The sequence below is a fragment of the Flavobacterium sp. UBA5153 genome, from assembly GCA_002413745.1.
GTDB lineage: Bacteria > Bacteroidota > Bacteroidia > Flavobacteriales > Flavobacteriaceae > Flavobacterium.
Genome location: DHXP01000057.1, coordinates 45,038 through 60,822 on the forward strand (window position 1 = coordinate 45,038; position 15,785 = coordinate 60,822).

18 protein-coding genes are annotated in these 15,785 nt (G+C 35.7%); 7 read left to right on the forward strand and 11 right to left on the reverse strand.

Annotated elements, in window-relative coordinates; all coding sequences use genetic code 11:
- Positions 1-57: 57 nt before the first annotated feature.
- On the forward strand, positions 58-393 hold the full coding sequence (locus B2145_RS11035; protein WP_291102163.1) for a DHCW motif cupin fold protein: 336 nt from the start codon (positions 58-60) through the stop codon (positions 391-393).
- A gap of 604 nt (positions 394-997) precedes the next feature.
- Here the strand turns inward: B2145_RS11035 and B2145_RS11040 are convergent.
- The 3 genes from B2145_RS11040 to B2145_RS11050 all read right to left on the reverse strand — a co-directional run bounded on the left by B2145_RS11040 (position 998) and on the right by B2145_RS11050 (position 3,110).
- Positions 998-2,461, reverse strand: a complete 1,464-nt coding sequence (locus tag B2145_RS11040) for an aminoacyl-histidine dipeptidase (RefSeq protein WP_291102165.1) — start codon at positions 2,459-2,461, stop codon at positions 998-1,000.
- 107 nt (positions 2,462-2,568) lie between these two features.
- Positions 2,569-2,886 carry a type II toxin-antitoxin system PemK/MazF family toxin gene (locus B2145_RS11045; RefSeq protein WP_291102167.1) on the reverse strand — a complete coding sequence of 106 codons (318 nt, stop codon included), beginning with the start codon at positions 2,884-2,886 and terminating at the stop codon, positions 2,569-2,571.
- Positions 2,883-3,110, reverse strand: a complete 228-nt coding sequence (locus B2145_RS11050) for a hypothetical protein (protein WP_291102169.1) — start codon at positions 3,108-3,110, stop codon at positions 2,883-2,885. Before B2145_RS11050 ends, B2145_RS11045 begins: the two co-directional genes overlap by 4 nt.
- A 119-nt stretch (positions 3,111-3,229) precedes the next feature.
- Between B2145_RS11050 and B2145_RS11055 the strand changes: the two genes are divergently transcribed.
- The 3 genes from B2145_RS11055 to B2145_RS11065 all read left to right on the forward strand — a co-directional run bounded on the left by B2145_RS11055 (position 3,230) and on the right by B2145_RS11065 (position 5,707).
- Positions 3,230-4,321, forward strand: a complete 1,092-nt coding sequence (locus B2145_RS11055) for a DUF3810 domain-containing protein (RefSeq protein WP_291102254.1) — start codon at positions 3,230-3,232, stop codon at positions 4,319-4,321.
- A 244-nt stretch (positions 4,322-4,565) separates the two neighbouring features.
- Positions 4,566-5,060: an RNA polymerase sigma factor gene (locus tag B2145_RS11060; RefSeq protein WP_291102171.1), complete on the forward strand. Its 495-nt coding sequence runs from the start codon at positions 4,566-4,568 to the stop codon at positions 5,058-5,060.
- Positions 5,061-5,065: 5 nt separating this feature from the next.
- Positions 5,066-5,707 (forward strand): hypothetical protein, encoded by a 642-nt coding sequence (locus B2145_RS11065; protein ID WP_291102173.1) that lies wholly within the window; start codon positions 5,066-5,068, stop codon positions 5,705-5,707.
- A gap of 34 nt (positions 5,708-5,741) precedes the next feature.
- Here the strand turns inward: B2145_RS11065 and B2145_RS11070 are convergent, their stop codons facing one another.
- Both B2145_RS11070 and B2145_RS11075 read right to left on the reverse strand, forming a co-directional pair.
- Positions 5,742-6,551, reverse strand: coding sequence for a lysophospholipid acyltransferase family protein (locus B2145_RS11070; protein ID WP_291102175.1), 810 nt, complete (start codon positions 6,549-6,551; stop codon positions 5,742-5,744).
- 50 nt (positions 6,552-6,601) lie between these two features.
- Positions 6,602-7,240: an NUDIX hydrolase gene (locus B2145_RS11075; protein ID WP_291102177.1), complete on the reverse strand. Its 639-nt coding sequence runs from the start codon at positions 7,238-7,240 to the stop codon at positions 6,602-6,604.
- A 141-nt stretch (positions 7,241-7,381) separates the two neighbouring features.
- Between B2145_RS11075 and B2145_RS11080 the strand changes: the two genes are divergently transcribed.
- Positions 7,382-7,825 carry a DUF4268 domain-containing protein gene (locus tag B2145_RS11080; RefSeq protein ID WP_291102178.1) on the forward strand — a complete coding sequence of 148 codons (444 nt, stop codon included), beginning with the start codon at positions 7,382-7,384 and terminating at the stop codon, positions 7,823-7,825.
- A gap of 1 nt (position 7,826) precedes the next feature.
- Here B2145_RS11080 and B2145_RS11085 read toward each other — a convergent pair whose 3' ends face one another.
- The 6 genes from B2145_RS11085 to B2145_RS11110 form a co-directional block, all read right to left on the reverse strand.
- A complete protein-coding gene (locus B2145_RS11085) occupies positions 7,827-8,057 on the reverse strand; it encodes a DUF3820 family protein (RefSeq protein WP_291102181.1) in 231 nt (76 codons plus the stop codon).
- A gap of 91 nt (positions 8,058-8,148) precedes the next feature.
- The gene (locus tag B2145_RS11090) at positions 8,149-8,550 is read right to left on the reverse strand and encodes an OsmC family protein (protein WP_291102183.1); all 402 of its coding nucleotides are present in this window, start codon (positions 8,548-8,550) and stop codon (positions 8,149-8,151) included.
- 121 nt (positions 8,551-8,671) lie between these two features.
- Complete coding sequence (locus B2145_RS11095) at positions 8,672-10,600, reverse strand: LysM peptidoglycan-binding domain-containing protein (protein ID WP_291102185.1); 1,929 nt, start codon at positions 10,598-10,600, stop codon at positions 8,672-8,674.
- Positions 10,601-10,739: 139 nt separating this feature from the next.
- On the reverse strand, positions 10,740-12,269 hold the full coding sequence (guaA, locus tag B2145_RS11100) for a glutamine-hydrolyzing GMP synthase (protein ID WP_291102187.1): 1,530 nt from the start codon (positions 12,267-12,269) through the stop codon (positions 10,740-10,742).
- Between the two features lie 59 nt (positions 12,270-12,328).
- Entirely contained in the window at positions 12,329-13,003 is a 675-nt protein-coding gene (locus B2145_RS11105) for a hypothetical protein (RefSeq protein WP_291102189.1), read from the reverse strand.
- 129 nt (positions 13,004-13,132) lie between these two features.
- The gene (locus tag B2145_RS11110; protein ID WP_291102191.1) at positions 13,133-13,738 is read right to left on the reverse strand and encodes a hypothetical protein; all 606 of its coding nucleotides are present in this window, start codon (positions 13,736-13,738) and stop codon (positions 13,133-13,135) included.
- Between the two features lie 288 nt (positions 13,739-14,026).
- Here B2145_RS11110 and B2145_RS11115 point away from each other — a divergent pair, with 288 nt between their 5' ends.
- Positions 14,027-14,413: a RidA family protein gene (locus B2145_RS11115; protein WP_291102192.1), complete on the forward strand. Its 387-nt coding sequence runs from the start codon at positions 14,027-14,029 to the stop codon at positions 14,411-14,413.
- Between the two features lie 60 nt (positions 14,414-14,473).
- On the forward strand, positions 14,474-15,721 hold the full coding sequence (locus tag B2145_RS11120) for a voltage-gated chloride channel family protein (RefSeq protein WP_291102194.1): 1,248 nt from the start codon (positions 14,474-14,476) through the stop codon (positions 15,719-15,721).
- The last annotated feature ends 64 nt before the right edge of the window (positions 15,722-15,785 follow it).

Here is a 15,785-nt window from a genome sequence, read left to right on the forward strand (position 1 = left end):
TTGAAATTTTTCAGAAAAACAAGAACGAATTCAACAAGCTAAAGCAACAAATCAAAAATGACTATTCCCTTCCAAACCATCGACTGGAGCAACATAGAAAAAACGGAACACAAAGGCGAAACCGGAACTTCGTTTTGGCAAACGATGCAATTGGGTGGACTTCGAGTTCGTAAAGTGGAATATTCGTCAGGTTATCTGGCAGATCATTGGTGTCAAAAAGGACATATTGTGCATTGCCTGGAAGGCGAATTCATCAGCGAACTGATAAACGGAGAGCAATTTCTTCTCACAAAAGGAATGACGTATATCGTTTCTGACGATTTGAGTTCCCATCGTTCCATTGCTGCAAATGGTGTTACTTTATTGATTATTGACGGGGATTTTTTGAAATAATACCAATTCTTTTCTAGATTAGTCCAGTTGTCAGTTCGAGCGCAGTCGAGAACCATTGCTTCATCTCGACTGCGCTCGATGTGACAAAAAAATATCATACTAATATATATTGACTATTGGTATAATCTGAAGTATGAAAAACACCTAAAATCTTTTTCTTATAAAAATATTCTTTATATTTACTCGATTAAAAACAGAAAAACTAACCTTTAAAAATACATAAAATGGCAAAAAGTCAAGACGCAAAGAAAACCTTAAAAAAAGAACCTCTTAAAACCGCCAAGGAAAAGAAAGAGGAAAAAAGAGAAAAGAAAAACAGTCCAAAAAGAGACTAAAATTAGTGATCAGCCTGCCTGTCGGCAGACAGGTGTTCAGATTATAGTGTTCAGTTTCGTTTGATACTGAACACTATTTTTTTTAATATAACAGTCCGCTTTGCGGACTATATTTTTTTTATTCGCCACGAATTACACGAATTGGCACGAATTCAAGTTTAATTGACTCATTTTTAATAAAAATTCGTGTAATTCGTGTAATTCGTGGCAAAAATATTTTTTGGTGTCGTTAACGGATAGTCCTGTTTTTTAATACTGAATTCTAATTACTATTTTTTTACCGGAATATTCTCCAGAATTTCCAATACAAATTTCCAGAATTTTTGAGAAGACGAAATACTTGCTCTTTCATCAGGAGAGTGCGCCCCTTGAATCGTTGGTCCAAAAGAAATCATATCCATATCAGGATAATTAGTTCCAAGAATTCCACATTCCAAACCGGCATGACAAGCCACTACTTTTGGTTTTTCGTCGTTTTGTTTCTCGTAAACATTCACCAATAAATCCAAGATTTCTGATTTCACGTTTGGTGTCCAACCCGGATAAGAACCAGCCAAATTCACTTCACAACCGCTTAACTCAAAAGCAGAACGCAGTGCATTTGCCAAATCAAACTTGGAAGTTTCCACCGAAGAACGCGTCAAACATCCAATGGAAATTTCGCCATCCTTGATGATTACACGAGCTACATTATTAGAAGTTTCTACCAAATCTTCCATATCGGCCGACATCCTGTAAACGCCATTGTGCGCTGCATAAATGGAACGGATAATTCCTTCCTGCACGCCCAAATCCATCACTTTTTTCGGCAAATCGCATTTCACGATTTCGATTGTCAAGTTCGGCTCGGTAGTTTTGAATTCGGTTTTGATGTCGTTGATGATTTCCTGCATATCAAAAATATAGGCTTCATCATACATTCCGGCAACGATAACTTTGGCAACACTTTCTCTCGGAATTGCATTGCGCAAACTTCCTCCGTTGATTTCGGAAACTTGTAAACCAAAGTTTTCGAAAGCATCAAACAATAAACGATTCATTATTTTGTTGGCATTGCCCAAACCTTTGTGAATGTCCATTCCTGAATGTCCCCCTTTTAGTCCTTTCACGGTAATGATGTAGCCAACGGAATCTTCTGGAGTTTCCTCTTCGTGATACTCTCTTGTTGCCGTAACGTCGATTCCACCGGCGCAACCAATGTCGATTTCGTCATCTTCCTCCGTATCCATATTCAAAAGGATTTCACCTTGAAGAACTCCGCCTTTTAGGTTCAAAGCGCCCGTCATTCCAGTTTCTTCATCTATCGTAAAAAGTGCTTCGATAGCTGGATGTTTGATTGTTTTAGATTCTAAAATTGCCATAATCATTGCCACTCCAAGACCATTATCAGCGCCAAGCGTAGTTCCTCTGGCACGAACCCAATCGCCATCGACATACATATCGATTCCTTGTGTGTCGAAATCGAAAACGGTGTCGGAATTTTTTTGATGCACCATATCCAAATGACCTTGAAGGACAATTGGTTTACGATTTTCCATTCCGGCAGTAGCAGGTTTGCGGATAATCACGTTTCGAATTTCGTCTTCAAATGTTTCTAATCCCAACGAATTTCCAAAAGTTGTAATAAACTCGATAACGCGTTCTTCTTTTTTGGAAGGACGAGGAACTGCATTTAAATCGGCGAATTTGTTCCAAAGTGCTTTGGGTTCCAGATTTCTAATTTCTTGGCTCATTATATCTATTTTTTTTGTTTAAAGTTTAAGGTTTTGCCCTTCGTCTCTCGACTGCGCTCGTGACGACGCGCTCAGGGTGACGGCACAAAATTGCACAAATTCTATTGTCATAATTCCAATATTTTGATGAGATTATTGTTGATTTTTTGTAAATCTAACGTGTTCAATTCTCCTAATTTACCTAGAATTAAATCTTTGTCAATTGTAGTGATTTTTGATAATCGAACTAGAGAAGATTTCTTTAAACCATTGAAATTATCAGGTTCTAAAAGAATATCATAGGAATTTTGCCATTTGAATTGGGTTGTGACAAAAGCCACAATAACATCCAAATCTGAAACAACCAAAACCAATGCAGGTCTTATTTTCTTGCCTTTCAAATCGGTAAACGGAAAAGAAAGAAGAACAATGTCTCCTTTTTTCATTGGTACTTTTCTTTTAAATCGTTCACCTGATAAAGTTCTTCTTCGCTATGAAGAAACTCATACGATTTTGAATTTGAAGTGAGCGTTTTAATACCATCGGAGATGATTTTATCATCAATCCTGCTAGCCAAAAAACTTACATAATCTGACACTTCCTGAATTCTAGAATCAGAAAGTTGATGTAATTTTTCGATGGTGATTTTAATGAGTTCTTCTCTTGACATAGCTTTCGAGATATTTTAGTACACACAAAAATGGGCTAAATTTTTTTAGTTTCACAAATTTACAAAAAAGAAAACCTACTTCTTAATTTATGATTAATTTTATCGCCAAAAGCCAATTAATGCAACGCAAATACATTCTTCCCCTATTACTCCTATTTCAAATTCTATTCCTGAAAATAATTGTGTTTTTCCCTGAGTTTGTAGAACGGTTTTACAGCAATGGTTTATATCCGATTATTTCTAGATTTTCGAGAATAACCTTGGGAAAAATTCCGTTTTCTGTTGGAGATATTATCTACGGAATCGTGATTATATATGTTCTGAAATCAATTGTTAAAATTAGAAAATCTTGGACCCGAGGCGCAGCCGAACGGAGCGGAGCTAAAAAGGAATGGAAAAACGCTGTTTTAAAAACGCTAAGTATTCTTTCGGTAGTTTATTTCCTGTTTCATTTTCTATGGGCAATGAATTATTACCGTCAACCGCTTTTCGAAAAAATGAAAATCGAAAGAGATTACACAAATGCCGATTTATTGACTTTTACCAAAAAACTGATTGCCAAAACCAACGCCATTCAAACCCAAATCACCAAAAACGACAGTGTGAAAGTGATTTTCCCCTATTCGCAAGAACAGGTTTTCGAGATGAATTTGGATGGTTATCAAACGCTCTCCAACCAATATCCATTCTTTAACTACACGAATCCCAGCATCAAGAAATCGCTTTTTAGTTTGCCGTTGACCTATATGGGTTTTGGTGGTTATTTGAATCCTTTTACCAATGAAGCTCAGGTAAATTATTTGATGCCAATGTATAATTCCCCAACAACGACCTGCCATGAAATGGCGCATCAAATGGGTTTTTCCAGCGAAAGTGAATGTAATTTTATTGGGTTTTTGGCTTCCGTGAAAAATGACAATTTATACTTTCAATATTCGGGATATAGTTTTGCTTTGCGGTATTGTTTGGGCAATTGGCAAATTCGAAACGAGAAAGTTTTTGACGAATTACTGAAAACCGTTCATCCCGGAATCTTGAAAAACTACAAGGAAAGTGAGGATTTCTGGAAACAATATGAAACTCCCATCGAAACAGGTTTTCATATTTTTTACGACAATTTCCTGAAATTCAACCAGCAAAAAGACGGTATGGAAAGTTATAGTAAATTCGTGAATTTGATGGTGGGTTATTATGGGAACAGAGAGTTGTAAAAACTAAAAAAAGTCATAAAATAGCCCCGATTACTTCACTTTGCTTTTATTTTCATAGGAGTTCAGTGAACTTCGTTTGAAGTGGAAATCCTTTTATACCCTGTCAGGGTTTAAAACCCTGACAGGGTATAAAAGATTGTAACGAAAAACGGGACGACTGCCTATTTAAATATCGGAAGTTTGTGCTCCTGATTAAAATCACTTAATTTGTAACAAAATCATTTTTTTGTCCACTAACTTAAATATGAGCGAGAATTTAGAACAGTCTTTTGTGCAGCAATTGAAGGCCAATCAGAATATAATCCACAAGATTTGTAGGTTGTATACGAATGGCGATGACGCGCATAAGGATTTGTTTCAGGAAATCACGATTCAGTTGTGGAAGGCTTTTCCAAAGTTTCGGGGCGACAGCAAGTTTTCGACATGGGCGTATCGCGTGGCCTTGAATACGGCAATCACTTTGTACCGGAAAAGCACACGCGCCGTGAAGACGGTGGATTATGAAAAACAGCCCTTTTTTATCAGCCAGGAAGAATATAACTTTGAGGAGGAAGAGCGACTAAAGCTAATGTACCAAGCTGTTTATCAATTGAACGACATTGAAAAAGCCTTAGTTTTTATGTATCTGGAAGACAAGGATTATGCAGAAATTTCAGAGACTTTGGGGATAAGCGAAGTGAATGCACGGGTGAAAATGAATAGAATAAAAGGGAAATTAAAAAAAATATTAAATCCTTAATGATTATGAAAGAGCTGGATTTATTGAAAAAAGATTGGCAAAAGAGCGGGAATTCTTTTGAGCAGATATCGGAAGCGGAAATTTACAAGATGTTGCATACAAAATCATCTTCGATTGTGAAATGGATATTGATTATAAGTATTTTGGAATTTCTTTTTTGGAGCCTACTTACTGTATTTTTAAATGATGATAGTTACCAAAATAAACTTCAAAAATATGGTATTGAAAATTTTATGTTCGCGATAAACATCATAAATTATTTGGTAATTATTGTGTTTATTTATGTGTTTTATAAAAACTACAAGACTATCTCCACGACTGATTCGACACATCAATTGATGACAAATATCCTAAAAACCAGAAGAACCGTTCAAAACTATATTTGGTATAATCTTGCCGTGATTACGATCAGTATTATTATTTCAATTGTAATGGTGTTTTACCATAATTCAGAGTTTATTACCCTGATGAATAATGCGATTTCAAAAGGTCATCAATCCCTTTTTATCGCCATCAGCATTGGTGTTTCGGCAATATTTATTATGGCGGTAATCGGCTTGTTTTGGTTGTTTTACAGATTGTTATACGGGATATTACTCCGAAAACTATATGCCAATTATAATGAATTAAAGAAAATAGACTTATAAAAAAAGAGACTTGAAAAGCCTCTTTTTTTATAAATTAATATTCCCATTTTCTTAATTTATTAAGTTCTTCCTCAGCTTTTATTTCTTCAGCTGGAATTACTTTTAGGAACGATGGATGTTGCTCGATGGCAAACTCTATTTTTTTGCAAATTTGTTCGATGGTATCGTTTTCATAATCGATTTCTAAAGGAGGTTTGATGATGAATGATTGCAGAATTCCTTTCTTTTTCATTCGCAATCCTTTTTTATCAAAGGAGCGTCGGAAGCCGTCGATTACGATTGGTACCACAATAGGTCTGTGTTGTTTGATGATATGGGCGGTTCCTTTACGAACGGGTTTGAATGATTTAGTCGTTCCTTGCGGAAAAGTGATTACCCAACCGTCATTCAGTGCGATTTTAATGTTTTCGGTGTCGTTTGGATTTACTTCCCGTTTTTCGGTCACGTCTTTCCCTTTTTCACGCCATGTTCTTTCTACCGTAATAGCGCCAATATAGGATAGAATTCTGGGTAATAAACCCGCTTCCATTGTTTCTTTAGCGGCAACATAATAAATGTTCATTTTGGGTTGCCAAATGTATCCAATGTTTTTAATGGTGTCTTCGCGACCACTCAGGCTAGCATTAAAAACGTGAAACATGGCGACCACGTCGGCAAAATAAGTTTGGTGATTGGATATAAAAAGGACGTTAGTATCTGGCAATGTTTTGATAATTTCGGATCCTTCGATTTGCAATTCATTAAAACCCCTATAACGTCTATGGGTTAAAACCGCAAAAATTCGGATTAACCATTTTTTTATGAAAAGGATGTGTCCAAAAGGATTTCTTTTAAATAATCCCATAAAATTATGTGTTGTGTAAAATTGGTCTACAAACTTACGAAAAATATAATTTAAAGCACCTTTTTCAACACTTCTTTCAACTCGCTCAGCATCATTGCCGTAGCTCCCCAAACTATATGCTCATTGATTTTGAAAGCCGGCATAATGCTATTTTTCGAATAAGAAGTTGACATTTCGGTGTTTACGATTATCTCGTCACTTAAAAAATCAGACAATGGCAATTCAATTATATTCGCCACTTCGACAGCATCAGGAATAAATATAATTTCCTCCCTGCAAATTCCCAAAAACGGATACACCATAAAATTACTCGGCGGAATATACAAATGGGTAAAAGACCTGACAATATCGATGATGTCAGGATGAATTCCAATTTCTTCGTGGGTTTCACGCAAAGCCGTATTTTCAAAAGTTTCATCCTTTGGTTCGTATTTGCCGCCCGGAAAAGCTATTTGGGCAGAATGGACGCCTTCATAAGAATTCCGAACGATGAGCACCAAATGTGTCTTTCCTTTTTTAGGATAAAACAACATCATGACGGCGGCAAATTTTGGATTTTTGCTCTCCATTTCCAAATTTTTTAAAGTTTCGATTCTCTCCGGTGGAGCCATTTTATAATGCGCTTCTCCGGCAGGAAGTTTTGCTTCAGTTAATTTTGGAACATATTTTAAAAATTCTTGAAAATCCATAATCAAAGCCTATTTTTGCACATTGGAAAGTGTTATAAATATAGTCCAGAAAATTATAATGTGCAAATTTTCGTAAATCAAAAAAAGCAGTAGTTTCAATGGAAATGAAGATAACAACAACAATTTTAAAACTTAATATCAATGTATAGCAAAGAGGAAACCCAAAGGTTAAAACGGGAATTCTGGGTTGCTTTCGCCGAAAAATATCCCAGAAAATGGGTTTTATACGACACGAAAATCAAGGACTTTTCTTTTAAATTTTACGTTGACAACAAAAAAGCGCAAGTTTTAATAGATATTGAACATCGAAATGATGACAAACGGATTGCCTATTTCGAAAAAATGGAATCCTTAAAAAACATACTGGAAGACGATTTTATTAAAGATTTGGTTTTCGAAAAAGACTTTACCCTCGAAAACGGAAAAACAATCAGCCGAATCTGGGTCGAAAAAACAGGCGTTAGTGTCAGCAACAGAAACTATTGGGATGAAATTTTCGATTTCTTCAACGAAAAAATGCATGCTGCCGAAATGTTCTATTTAGAATACGGAGATTACATCAAGGATTTAGAAATGAACACTTAAATCACGGTTTAGGATACCGTTTTCTAATATTCCTTATTAATTCTTCGAGACCGTTGAGTTTTAGTTCGTAAACCAGTTGCAATTGCTCGCCTAATTCTCCTTTCGGGAAGCCTTTATTGCTGTACCAAACCACATAATATTCGGGTAAATCTATGAGATATTTGCCTTCATATTTACCGAAAGGCATTTTGGTATGGGCAAGTTTGATAAGTTGTTTTTGGTTTTTGTCCAAGTCTAAAAGTTTAGGGTTTGAATGTTTAAGGTTTAAAGTTCAACCTGAAAACTGATTACTGTGACTGTCCCGATAGCTATCGGGAACTAATTTACTTCCAATTAAAAGTGATTTTCTTTTCAATTTCAGGATGCAAACTGTAAAAAACAGGGCAAGTTGTTGCCGTTTTTTCGAGTATTATTTTGGTTTTTTCATTAGCTGAAATCTCCATATTGAAAACCACGTGGATTTCGGTGATTCTCCGTGGTTCAATCCCCATTACTTTAGTAACTTCGGCCGTAGAGCCTGAAAAATCAATCCCCATAGCATTTGCCTTAATTCCCATTACGGTAAACATACAACTTGCCAAGGCATTTGCCACGGTATCCGTTGGTGAAAAAGCCTCGCCTTTTCCGTTATTGTCAATTGGTGCATCTGATATGATTTCGCTTCCCGATTGCAAGTGAATGGATGAGGTGCGTAAATTGCCTAAATAGGTTACATTGGATATCATATTTTTTAATCTCTTATTTCATTATTTCGTTAAAAATTCCGAAAATTGAACACTGTCCCTCGCTTTAGCCTGTCTTGAGCGAAGTCGAAAGGCTCGAGATGACAAACTGATTACTGAACACTTATTTCGCTTCTTTTATGGTTAAATCGGTATCATAATATAAGACATACACTCCTTTATTAGTATATCCACCATCTCCTTTTTTATAATATTCAAACTTGTTGTCCACTTGTTCCGTTGCAACGGTTTCCGCCGTTTCCTGATAACTTTGGCCTTGCGTTAATCGCATCATGGTGTCGAAAGTGACATCAAAACCCCGAGTGGCATAGGTTGATGGGTAAATGTTGTTTTTCTTTCTGTACTCTTTTTCAAAAATCAGAGCTTCGGGAGATTCATTTTCACGGGTTATGGAAGGATACATCAATTTTAACTTTGATAAATTCACAAAATTAATTTCATCTGTCTCCAGCGTTTCATTAGGTTCCAAAATAACCAATTGCACATTATAAGCTGTCATGGCATCTAGCATCGTTTTTATCGTCGATTTAATCATCATGGTATTCCCTGTTTCCAGAACCACATAGTTGACTTTGTCTTGCACGAACAAACTTTTCAAACTCTCGGCAGATAAACTTCCGTTTTCTTGGAGAGCCGCAAATTGCACTTCTTTCCGGTTTTGCTGAATATATTGTCTAACGGATTCTTTTTTCTTGTCGACAACCGCAATAACATTCCCTCCCTTTGATTTCATATAATCAAAAATGGCACTTTTTAAGGCTTCATTTGTTGGGATTGTTTGGTACAAATTAGGGAATGAATTTCCTATATCCTTTGATAAAGGCGAAATCACGGGAACATTGTTTTTACCCAATAATTCGGCTGTTTTCTCGACATTGTTTTGATAAAAAGGACCAATTATGGCATCCACATTCTCAAGATTATTTTCTTGAACAATAGCGGCAACATTGGAAGTGTTTCTGGTTTCTTGAGAATCAAACAGTTGAACGTCAACGGAAATCCCAATACTCTGGGCAGAATCTATTGCCATTAAAGCCCCGGAATAAAAATCCAAAGTCATATTCAGAAACTTGTCTTTTTTCAACCGCATTGCTGTCGAATTTATGGTATCACCCTCAATTTTGGATAAATTAAAAGGCAACAGTATCACTACCTTTTTTCTGCCATTAGCACCACCTTTTTTCATCAAAGAAGTATATACTTTTTTAGATTCTGTCTCCCGCGGAATCGAAGCCGTTGATGGCACTTTTAAAATCATCCCTACTTCAACACCATTGGCTAAAGCCGGATTAAGTTTTATTAATTCGTCTTGTTGCAAACCGGACATTTTTGACAAACCATACAAGGTTTCTTTTGACTTTACCTCATAATTTGTATATTCAATTCCTTTGGAAACCTTTACTGGACTTGGTCTTGTAATTTCTTTCTTGGAATCAATCCCTACAATTTTATCCGTTTTTGGAACATTTCCTTTGATTATCAATTTGTATCCAATGGGCAAATTGGGAATAACTTCTGGATTTCTTTTTTCTAATTCTGCGATGGTAATTCCATATTTTTTTGCAATGGAGTACTTTGTTTCCTTTGGAAGCACTTCGTGATAAACAACTTTTTCTTGATTTGAAGTGGCCGTTTTTAAACCATTATTTGACGGAATGAATAAGGTTTGTCCTATTTGCAAACCTAATTTTTCCAATTCTGGGTTGGCTTTCTTTAAGGCTTCATCAGAAACACCATATTTTTTTTCGATACCGTATAAAGTCTCTTTTGGTTCAACTTTATGTGTTTTGGCTTGCAAATTTGTTTTTTGAATTCCACCCTTTTTTGGAATTAACAAAACACTGTTCGGCTTTAAACCGCTTTGGGCATCAGGATTTAATTGATAAATATCATAAGGAGTGACATTGTATTTTTGTGCAATTTGGGTTATGGTTTCTCCTTTCTCCACTTTATGAGTTGTGTTTTTTTCTTGGGAAAAAACACTAAAAGTAAACATCAAACCACTCAAACAAACTGTTGTAAAATATTTCATCCTCTTGATAATGTAAAAAAATTAGTTTTTCAAAGATACCAAAACGGTATCAAATTTTATTCCAAAATCTGATACCGTTTTTATTTAGTTAGCATTAAAACGAATTTCTCACGAAAGCGCAAGAAATACAATTAATGTATTATTCCCACTCGATAGTTGCAGGCGGTTTTGAACTGATGTCATACACCACTCGATTGACTCCTTTTACTTTGTTGATAATATCATTGGATACTTTCATCAAGAAGTCATACGGCAAATGCACCCAGTCAGCAGTCATTCCATCAGTGGATTCCACTGCACGAAGCGCCACCACTTTTTCATAGGTACGCTCATCGCCCATAACTCCCACGCTATTTACGGGAAGCAAAATGGCTCCAGCTTGCCAAACTTTGTCATACAATCCCCAAGATTTTAATCCGTCGATAAAAACTTTATCTACATCTTGAAGGATACTCACTTTTTCGGGAGTAATATCGCCCAAAATTCGGATTGATAATCCTGGTCCTGGAAAAGGATGTCTTCCCAATAATTCTGGATTTATTCCTAATGTTGCTCCCACTCGACGCACTTCATCCTTGAAAAGCATACGCAATGGTTCCACAATTTTCAATTTCATATAATCTGGCAAACCGCCCACATTATGGTGTGATTTTATGGTAGCCGATGGTCCTTTTACCGAAACTGATTCAATCACGTCAGGATAAATTGTTCCTTGCGCTAACCATTTCACATCTTCAATACGGTGGGATTCGTCATCAAAAACTTCGATAAAAACTCTGCCTATTGCTTTTCTTTTTAATTCCGGGTCTTCAATTCCTGCCAAAGCATCCATAAAACGTTCCGATGAATCAACTCCTTTTACGTTTAAGCCCATTCCTTTATATTGTTCCAATACCTCGTGGAATTCATTTTTGCGAAGCAAACCATTATTTACAAAAATACAGTATAGGTTTTTGCCAATAGCCTGATGCAATAAAACGGCAGCGACCGTAGAATCTACTCCTCCAGAAAGTCCAAGGACAACTTTATCGTCTTGCAATTTCTCTTTTAATTCCGTTACCATCTCGCTAACAAAAGCATTTGGTGTAAAGTTTTGGGGAACTTCGGCAATTTTCACCAAAAAGTTCTCCAGCATTTTTGATCCATCCGTGGAATGAAAAACTTCTGGATGATATTGAATGGCATAAGTGGTTTCCCCTTCAATTTTGTAAGCTGCAAATTCCACATCATGTGTGCTAGCAAGCTTTACTCCATTAGTTGGTAAAGCTTTGATACTATCACTATGGCTCATCCAAACTTGGCTATTCTCTGAAACGCCTTCAAAGAAAACTTCATTCTCTTTTATATAGGATAAATTGGCTCTACCATATTCTCTGGTGTTTGAAGCAGCAACTTCACCACCACTAAAATGGGCCAAATATTGTGCTCCGTAACAAACTGCGAGTATTGGAAGTTTCCCTCTAATTTGAGATAAATCTGGATGTGGAGCATCTTCTGAACGAACAGAAAATGGGCTTCCACCAAGAATTACTGCTTTATAACTTGATAAATCACTCGGAAAATGATTGTAAGGAAAAATTTCGCAGAATATATTTAATTCGCGAACTCTTCGTGCAATAAGCTGTGTGTATTGCGATCCGAAATCTAAAATAAGTACGTTGTGTTGCATGTGCAAAAATACTTTTTATAATTGGGATTGAAAAATTGAATTTTGAAAAAAATTTAATTTTATTCTTTTACTAAAATAATGGTTGCTTTAAAACCGGTACCAAGATTCCATTGACTTGCCGATATAAGAGCTCCTTTATCGTCATATACCTTAAATTCAGCTGTGTTTGGTCCAACAGTACCTTGATTTAGTGCTTGAAAATCTATCTTGTTAAAACCTTTTTCCAGAGTTATTTCGAATCCTTGAAATTCACCCGTCATAGTAACCTCAGGAACGATTACTTTGTCATTTAGGTACACTTGAATGGCATCTCCGTCGATTTCCCCGTAATCCCGATACATCACTTTTGCTGTCAGGGAAGTCGTTTTGAAATCTCCTAAATTCTGATTTTTCCGGTATACAATTTGGTCTTCATTATCTGGTTTCTTATTCAATTTTTGAGCTATTAAATCCCCAGGATTGACAAAATCGTTTTTTGGAACCATTGAAAAATTATTGGTTCCTCCCATCTGAAATGAATTATCCTTCTTGGGTTTTGTATTTAGAATATTGGTATTTACGAACACATTTGGGGCAATAATAGCAGGTGTTTCCGGAGTTGGAGCAACAACTTTTTTAGGTTTAAAATTAGTATTCAGAGGTGGAATTGCTTTGAATTTAGTGCTAAATTCACTTTGACCAAAGCTTTTTGAAGCAATACCAACTAAAATAATAAAAAAAAGAATCTGTTTCATGTAATTTCAACCTTGATTAACCTGCGTTTAGAAAATTTTTAAAAATAAAATAATCTATGCTATAAAATCACAAAAATAGCATAAATTAATTTTGTTCGCCGTATTTATCGAATTGGAAAATATCCATATTTATTCCTTAACCAATATAATGGTTGCTTTATAACCCGTACCAACATTCCATTGACTTGCCGAAATAACGACTCCTTTGTCATCATAAACTTGAAATTCTGCTGTATTAGGCGAAGCGAAACCTTCGTTCAAAGCTTCAAAATCAATCCTGTTAATGCCTTTTTCTAAGCTTATTTTGAATCCTTTAAATTCTCCATCCAAAACAACTTCGGGTTCAATTATTTTACCGTTTAAATATACTTTTATCTTGTCGCCATCTACGAAAGCAGCATCCCGGTATCGAATTGTGGAGGTAAATGATTTCGTTTTGAAACTACCTAAATATTGATTTCGTCTATAGAATATACCTTTAGAATTCTCCTCTTTTTTATACAGAGTATAATCTTTAAAAAGGTCCTCAGGATTAAACTGTGGTACCGAATCTGGCTTTTTCACAACATCTGGAGGTGTGATTTTTGGTAAAACTTCTTTTGGCGGTTTTACTTTTTTAATTTTCAAGTTCTTATTTTTAGCCGGGATTGGCTCAACCTTTTTACCAAATTCATCCTGTGCATATCCATTTAGGGACATACATAGTACAATAACAAAAAATAATATTTTTTTCATACCGCGCAGAGATTAGTCAATTAGTGCATATAATTTTTTAAAATAAAAATAAAAGCATAAAATCATAAAAGTGTTGCAATTAAGCTTTCCTTTATAACATTCAATTTTTGAATTTATTACATCTTAGAGAATAATGTTATTCTAAAATTAATTTACTTAACTGAGCTTTTTAATTAAAAATCGGTGTTTTTTATTTCCCTATTTTTTATAAATTGCAAAAAATATACCAAAATTTGGATTGTGTTTAAAAAACATTAAAAATCAACTCAATAAACTAAAATAATCAAAATGAAAAGAGAAAATATCTTGACCGGTTCGCCTTGGGAAGACAAAATGGGCTATTGCCGTGCGGTTCGCATTGGCAACATTATTGAAGTATCGGGAACGGTGGCCATTGTGGATGGTGAAAAAGTAAAAGCCAATGATGCTTATGCACAAACGTTAAATATTCTGGAAAGAATCGAAAAAGTCCTCGAAGACTTGAATGTAGGAATGAAAGACGTGATTCGCACCCGAATATTCACCACCGATATCACAAGCTTTGAAGAGGTGGCCAGGGCACATTCCACTTTTTTTAAAGACATAAAACCGGCAACTGGCTTTTATGAAATCAGTAAACTTGTTGCTCCGGAATATTTGGTGGAAATCGAATTTACGGCCATTGTTTCGGAATAATTCACTTAATTACACCTGACAGGTTTTAAAAACCTGTCAGGGGTGAAAAAATAATACAAAATGAACCTAAAAAAAATTATGCTTCCCACTATCAAATGGACTTTCATTTGTGTTTTGATAGGCATTTTTTCCGGGTCAGCTTCGGCATTTCTTTTGGTGGCTTTAGAATGGGCTACGCAATATAGAGAACACAATATTTGGATTATTTGGCTTTTGCCAATTGGCGGACTTATTATAGGTTTGAGTTATCATTATTTAGGAAAGGATGTCGTGAAAGGCAATAATTTATTGCTCGAAGAATACGAAAATCCTCAAAAACCCATTCCGTTAAAAATGGCGCCCTTGGTGCTTATTGGCACTTTAATCACGCATCTTTTTGGTGGTTCGGCCGGTCGTGAAGGCACGGCGGTACAAATGGGCGGAGCAATTGCCGAACAATTCACAGGACTTTTCAAACTTGATAATTCCGACAGGAAGACGCTGATAATTTTAGGAATCAGCGCTGGATTTGTTTCTGTTTTTGGCACACCTTTGGCTGGAGCCTTGTTTGCCTTGGAGGTATTGTATTTTAGCAAAATCAGTTATAAAAGTATTATTTTATCCTTTTTGGTGGCCTATATTGCTTACTTTACCGTTGAATTCTGGCAAGTAAAACATACTATTTACCACATTCCTGTCGTACCCGAAATGACTCTAAAAATTATGCCTTGGGTAATTTTAGTCAGTGTTTTATTTGGTATGGCGTCAATGTTGTTTTCGAGATCCACCCATTTTTGGGGCAATTTATTTTCGAAAACCATAAAATATCCACCATTGCGTCCGCTTGTTGGAGGAATACTGCTAGCCCTAGTTTTTTATAGCATTGGAACCACAAAATATATTGGATTGGGAATTCCGACTATTGTAGATTCCTTTTCAAGTCCAAATGCTTCTTATGATTTTCTACTCAAAATACTTTTCACCGGTTTTACGCTTGGCGCGGGATTTAAAGGTGGCGAAGTAACCCCTCTTTTCTTTATTGGAGCCACATTTGGAAGTACTTTATCACTCATTGTTCCCTTGCCTATTGCTCTTTTGGCAGGAATGGGATTTGTAGCCGTTTTTTCGGGAGCCACCCATACTCCTATTGCCTGTACGATTATGGGAATGGAACTTTTTGGGATAGGAAGTGGTTTATTTATTGGAATAGCCTGTTTGATTGCCTACTTTTCTTCGGGTTCAGTTGGGATATATCATGCCCAGATTGTAAAAGGGGCCAAATACAAGTTGTATCAGCGATTTAAAAGAAAATATCTTGAAGATTTTTAGTGTTGTAAAAGTTTGTTAAAACTTTAAATGATTTCAACATTACATTAAAAAAATGTAAATTCGC

Coding starts and splice junctions, on each gene's coding strand:
- B2145_RS11035 (WP_291102163.1), top strand. CDS start 58: ATGACTATTCCCTTCCAAACCATCGACTGGAGCAACATAGAAAAAACG.
- B2145_RS11040 (WP_291102165.1), bottom strand. CDS start 2,461: ATGAGCCAAGAAATTAGAAATCTGGAACCCAAAGCACTTTGGAACAAA.
- B2145_RS11045 (WP_291102167.1), bottom strand. CDS start 2,886: ATGAAAAAAGGAGACATTGTTCTTCTTTCTTTTCCGTTTACCGATTTG.
- B2145_RS11050 (WP_291102169.1), bottom strand. CDS start 3,110: ATGTCAAGAGAAGAACTCATTAAAATCACCATCGAAAAATTACATCAA.
- B2145_RS11055 (WP_291102254.1), top strand. CDS start 3,230: ATGCAACGCAAATACATTCTTCCCCTATTACTCCTATTTCAAATTCTA.
- B2145_RS11060 (WP_291102171.1), top strand. CDS start 4,566: ATGAGCGAGAATTTAGAACAGTCTTTTGTGCAGCAATTGAAGGCCAAT.
- B2145_RS11065 (WP_291102173.1), top strand. CDS start 5,066: ATGAAAGAGCTGGATTTATTGAAAAAAGATTGGCAAAAGAGCGGGAAT.
- B2145_RS11070 (WP_291102175.1), bottom strand. CDS start 6,551: ATGGGATTATTTAAAAGAAATCCTTTTGGACACATCCTTTTCATAAAA.
- B2145_RS11075 (WP_291102177.1), bottom strand. CDS start 7,240: ATGGATTTTCAAGAATTTTTAAAATATGTTCCAAAATTAACTGAAGCA.
- B2145_RS11080 (WP_291102178.1), top strand. CDS start 7,382: ATGTATAGCAAAGAGGAAACCCAAAGGTTAAAACGGGAATTCTGGGTT.
- B2145_RS11090 (WP_291102183.1), bottom strand. CDS start 8,550: ATGATATCCAATGTAACCTATTTAGGCAATTTACGCACCTCATCCATT.
- B2145_RS11095 (WP_291102185.1), bottom strand. CDS start 10,600: ATGAAATATTTTACAACAGTTTGTTTGAGTGGTTTGATGTTTACTTTT.
- guaA (WP_291102187.1), bottom strand. CDS start 12,269: ATGCAACACAACGTACTTATTTTAGATTTCGGATCGCAATACACACAG.
- B2145_RS11105 (WP_291102189.1), bottom strand. CDS start 13,003: ATGAAACAGATTCTTTTTTTTATTATTTTAGTTGGTATTGCTTCAAAA.
- B2145_RS11110 (WP_291102191.1), bottom strand. CDS start 13,738: ATGAAAAAAATATTATTTTTTGTTATTGTACTATGTATGTCCCTAAAT.
- B2145_RS11115 (WP_291102192.1), top strand. CDS start 14,027: ATGAAAAGAGAAAATATCTTGACCGGTTCGCCTTGGGAAGACAAAATG.
- B2145_RS11120 (WP_291102194.1), top strand. CDS start 14,474: ATGAACCTAAAAAAAATTATGCTTCCCACTATCAAATGGACTTTCATT.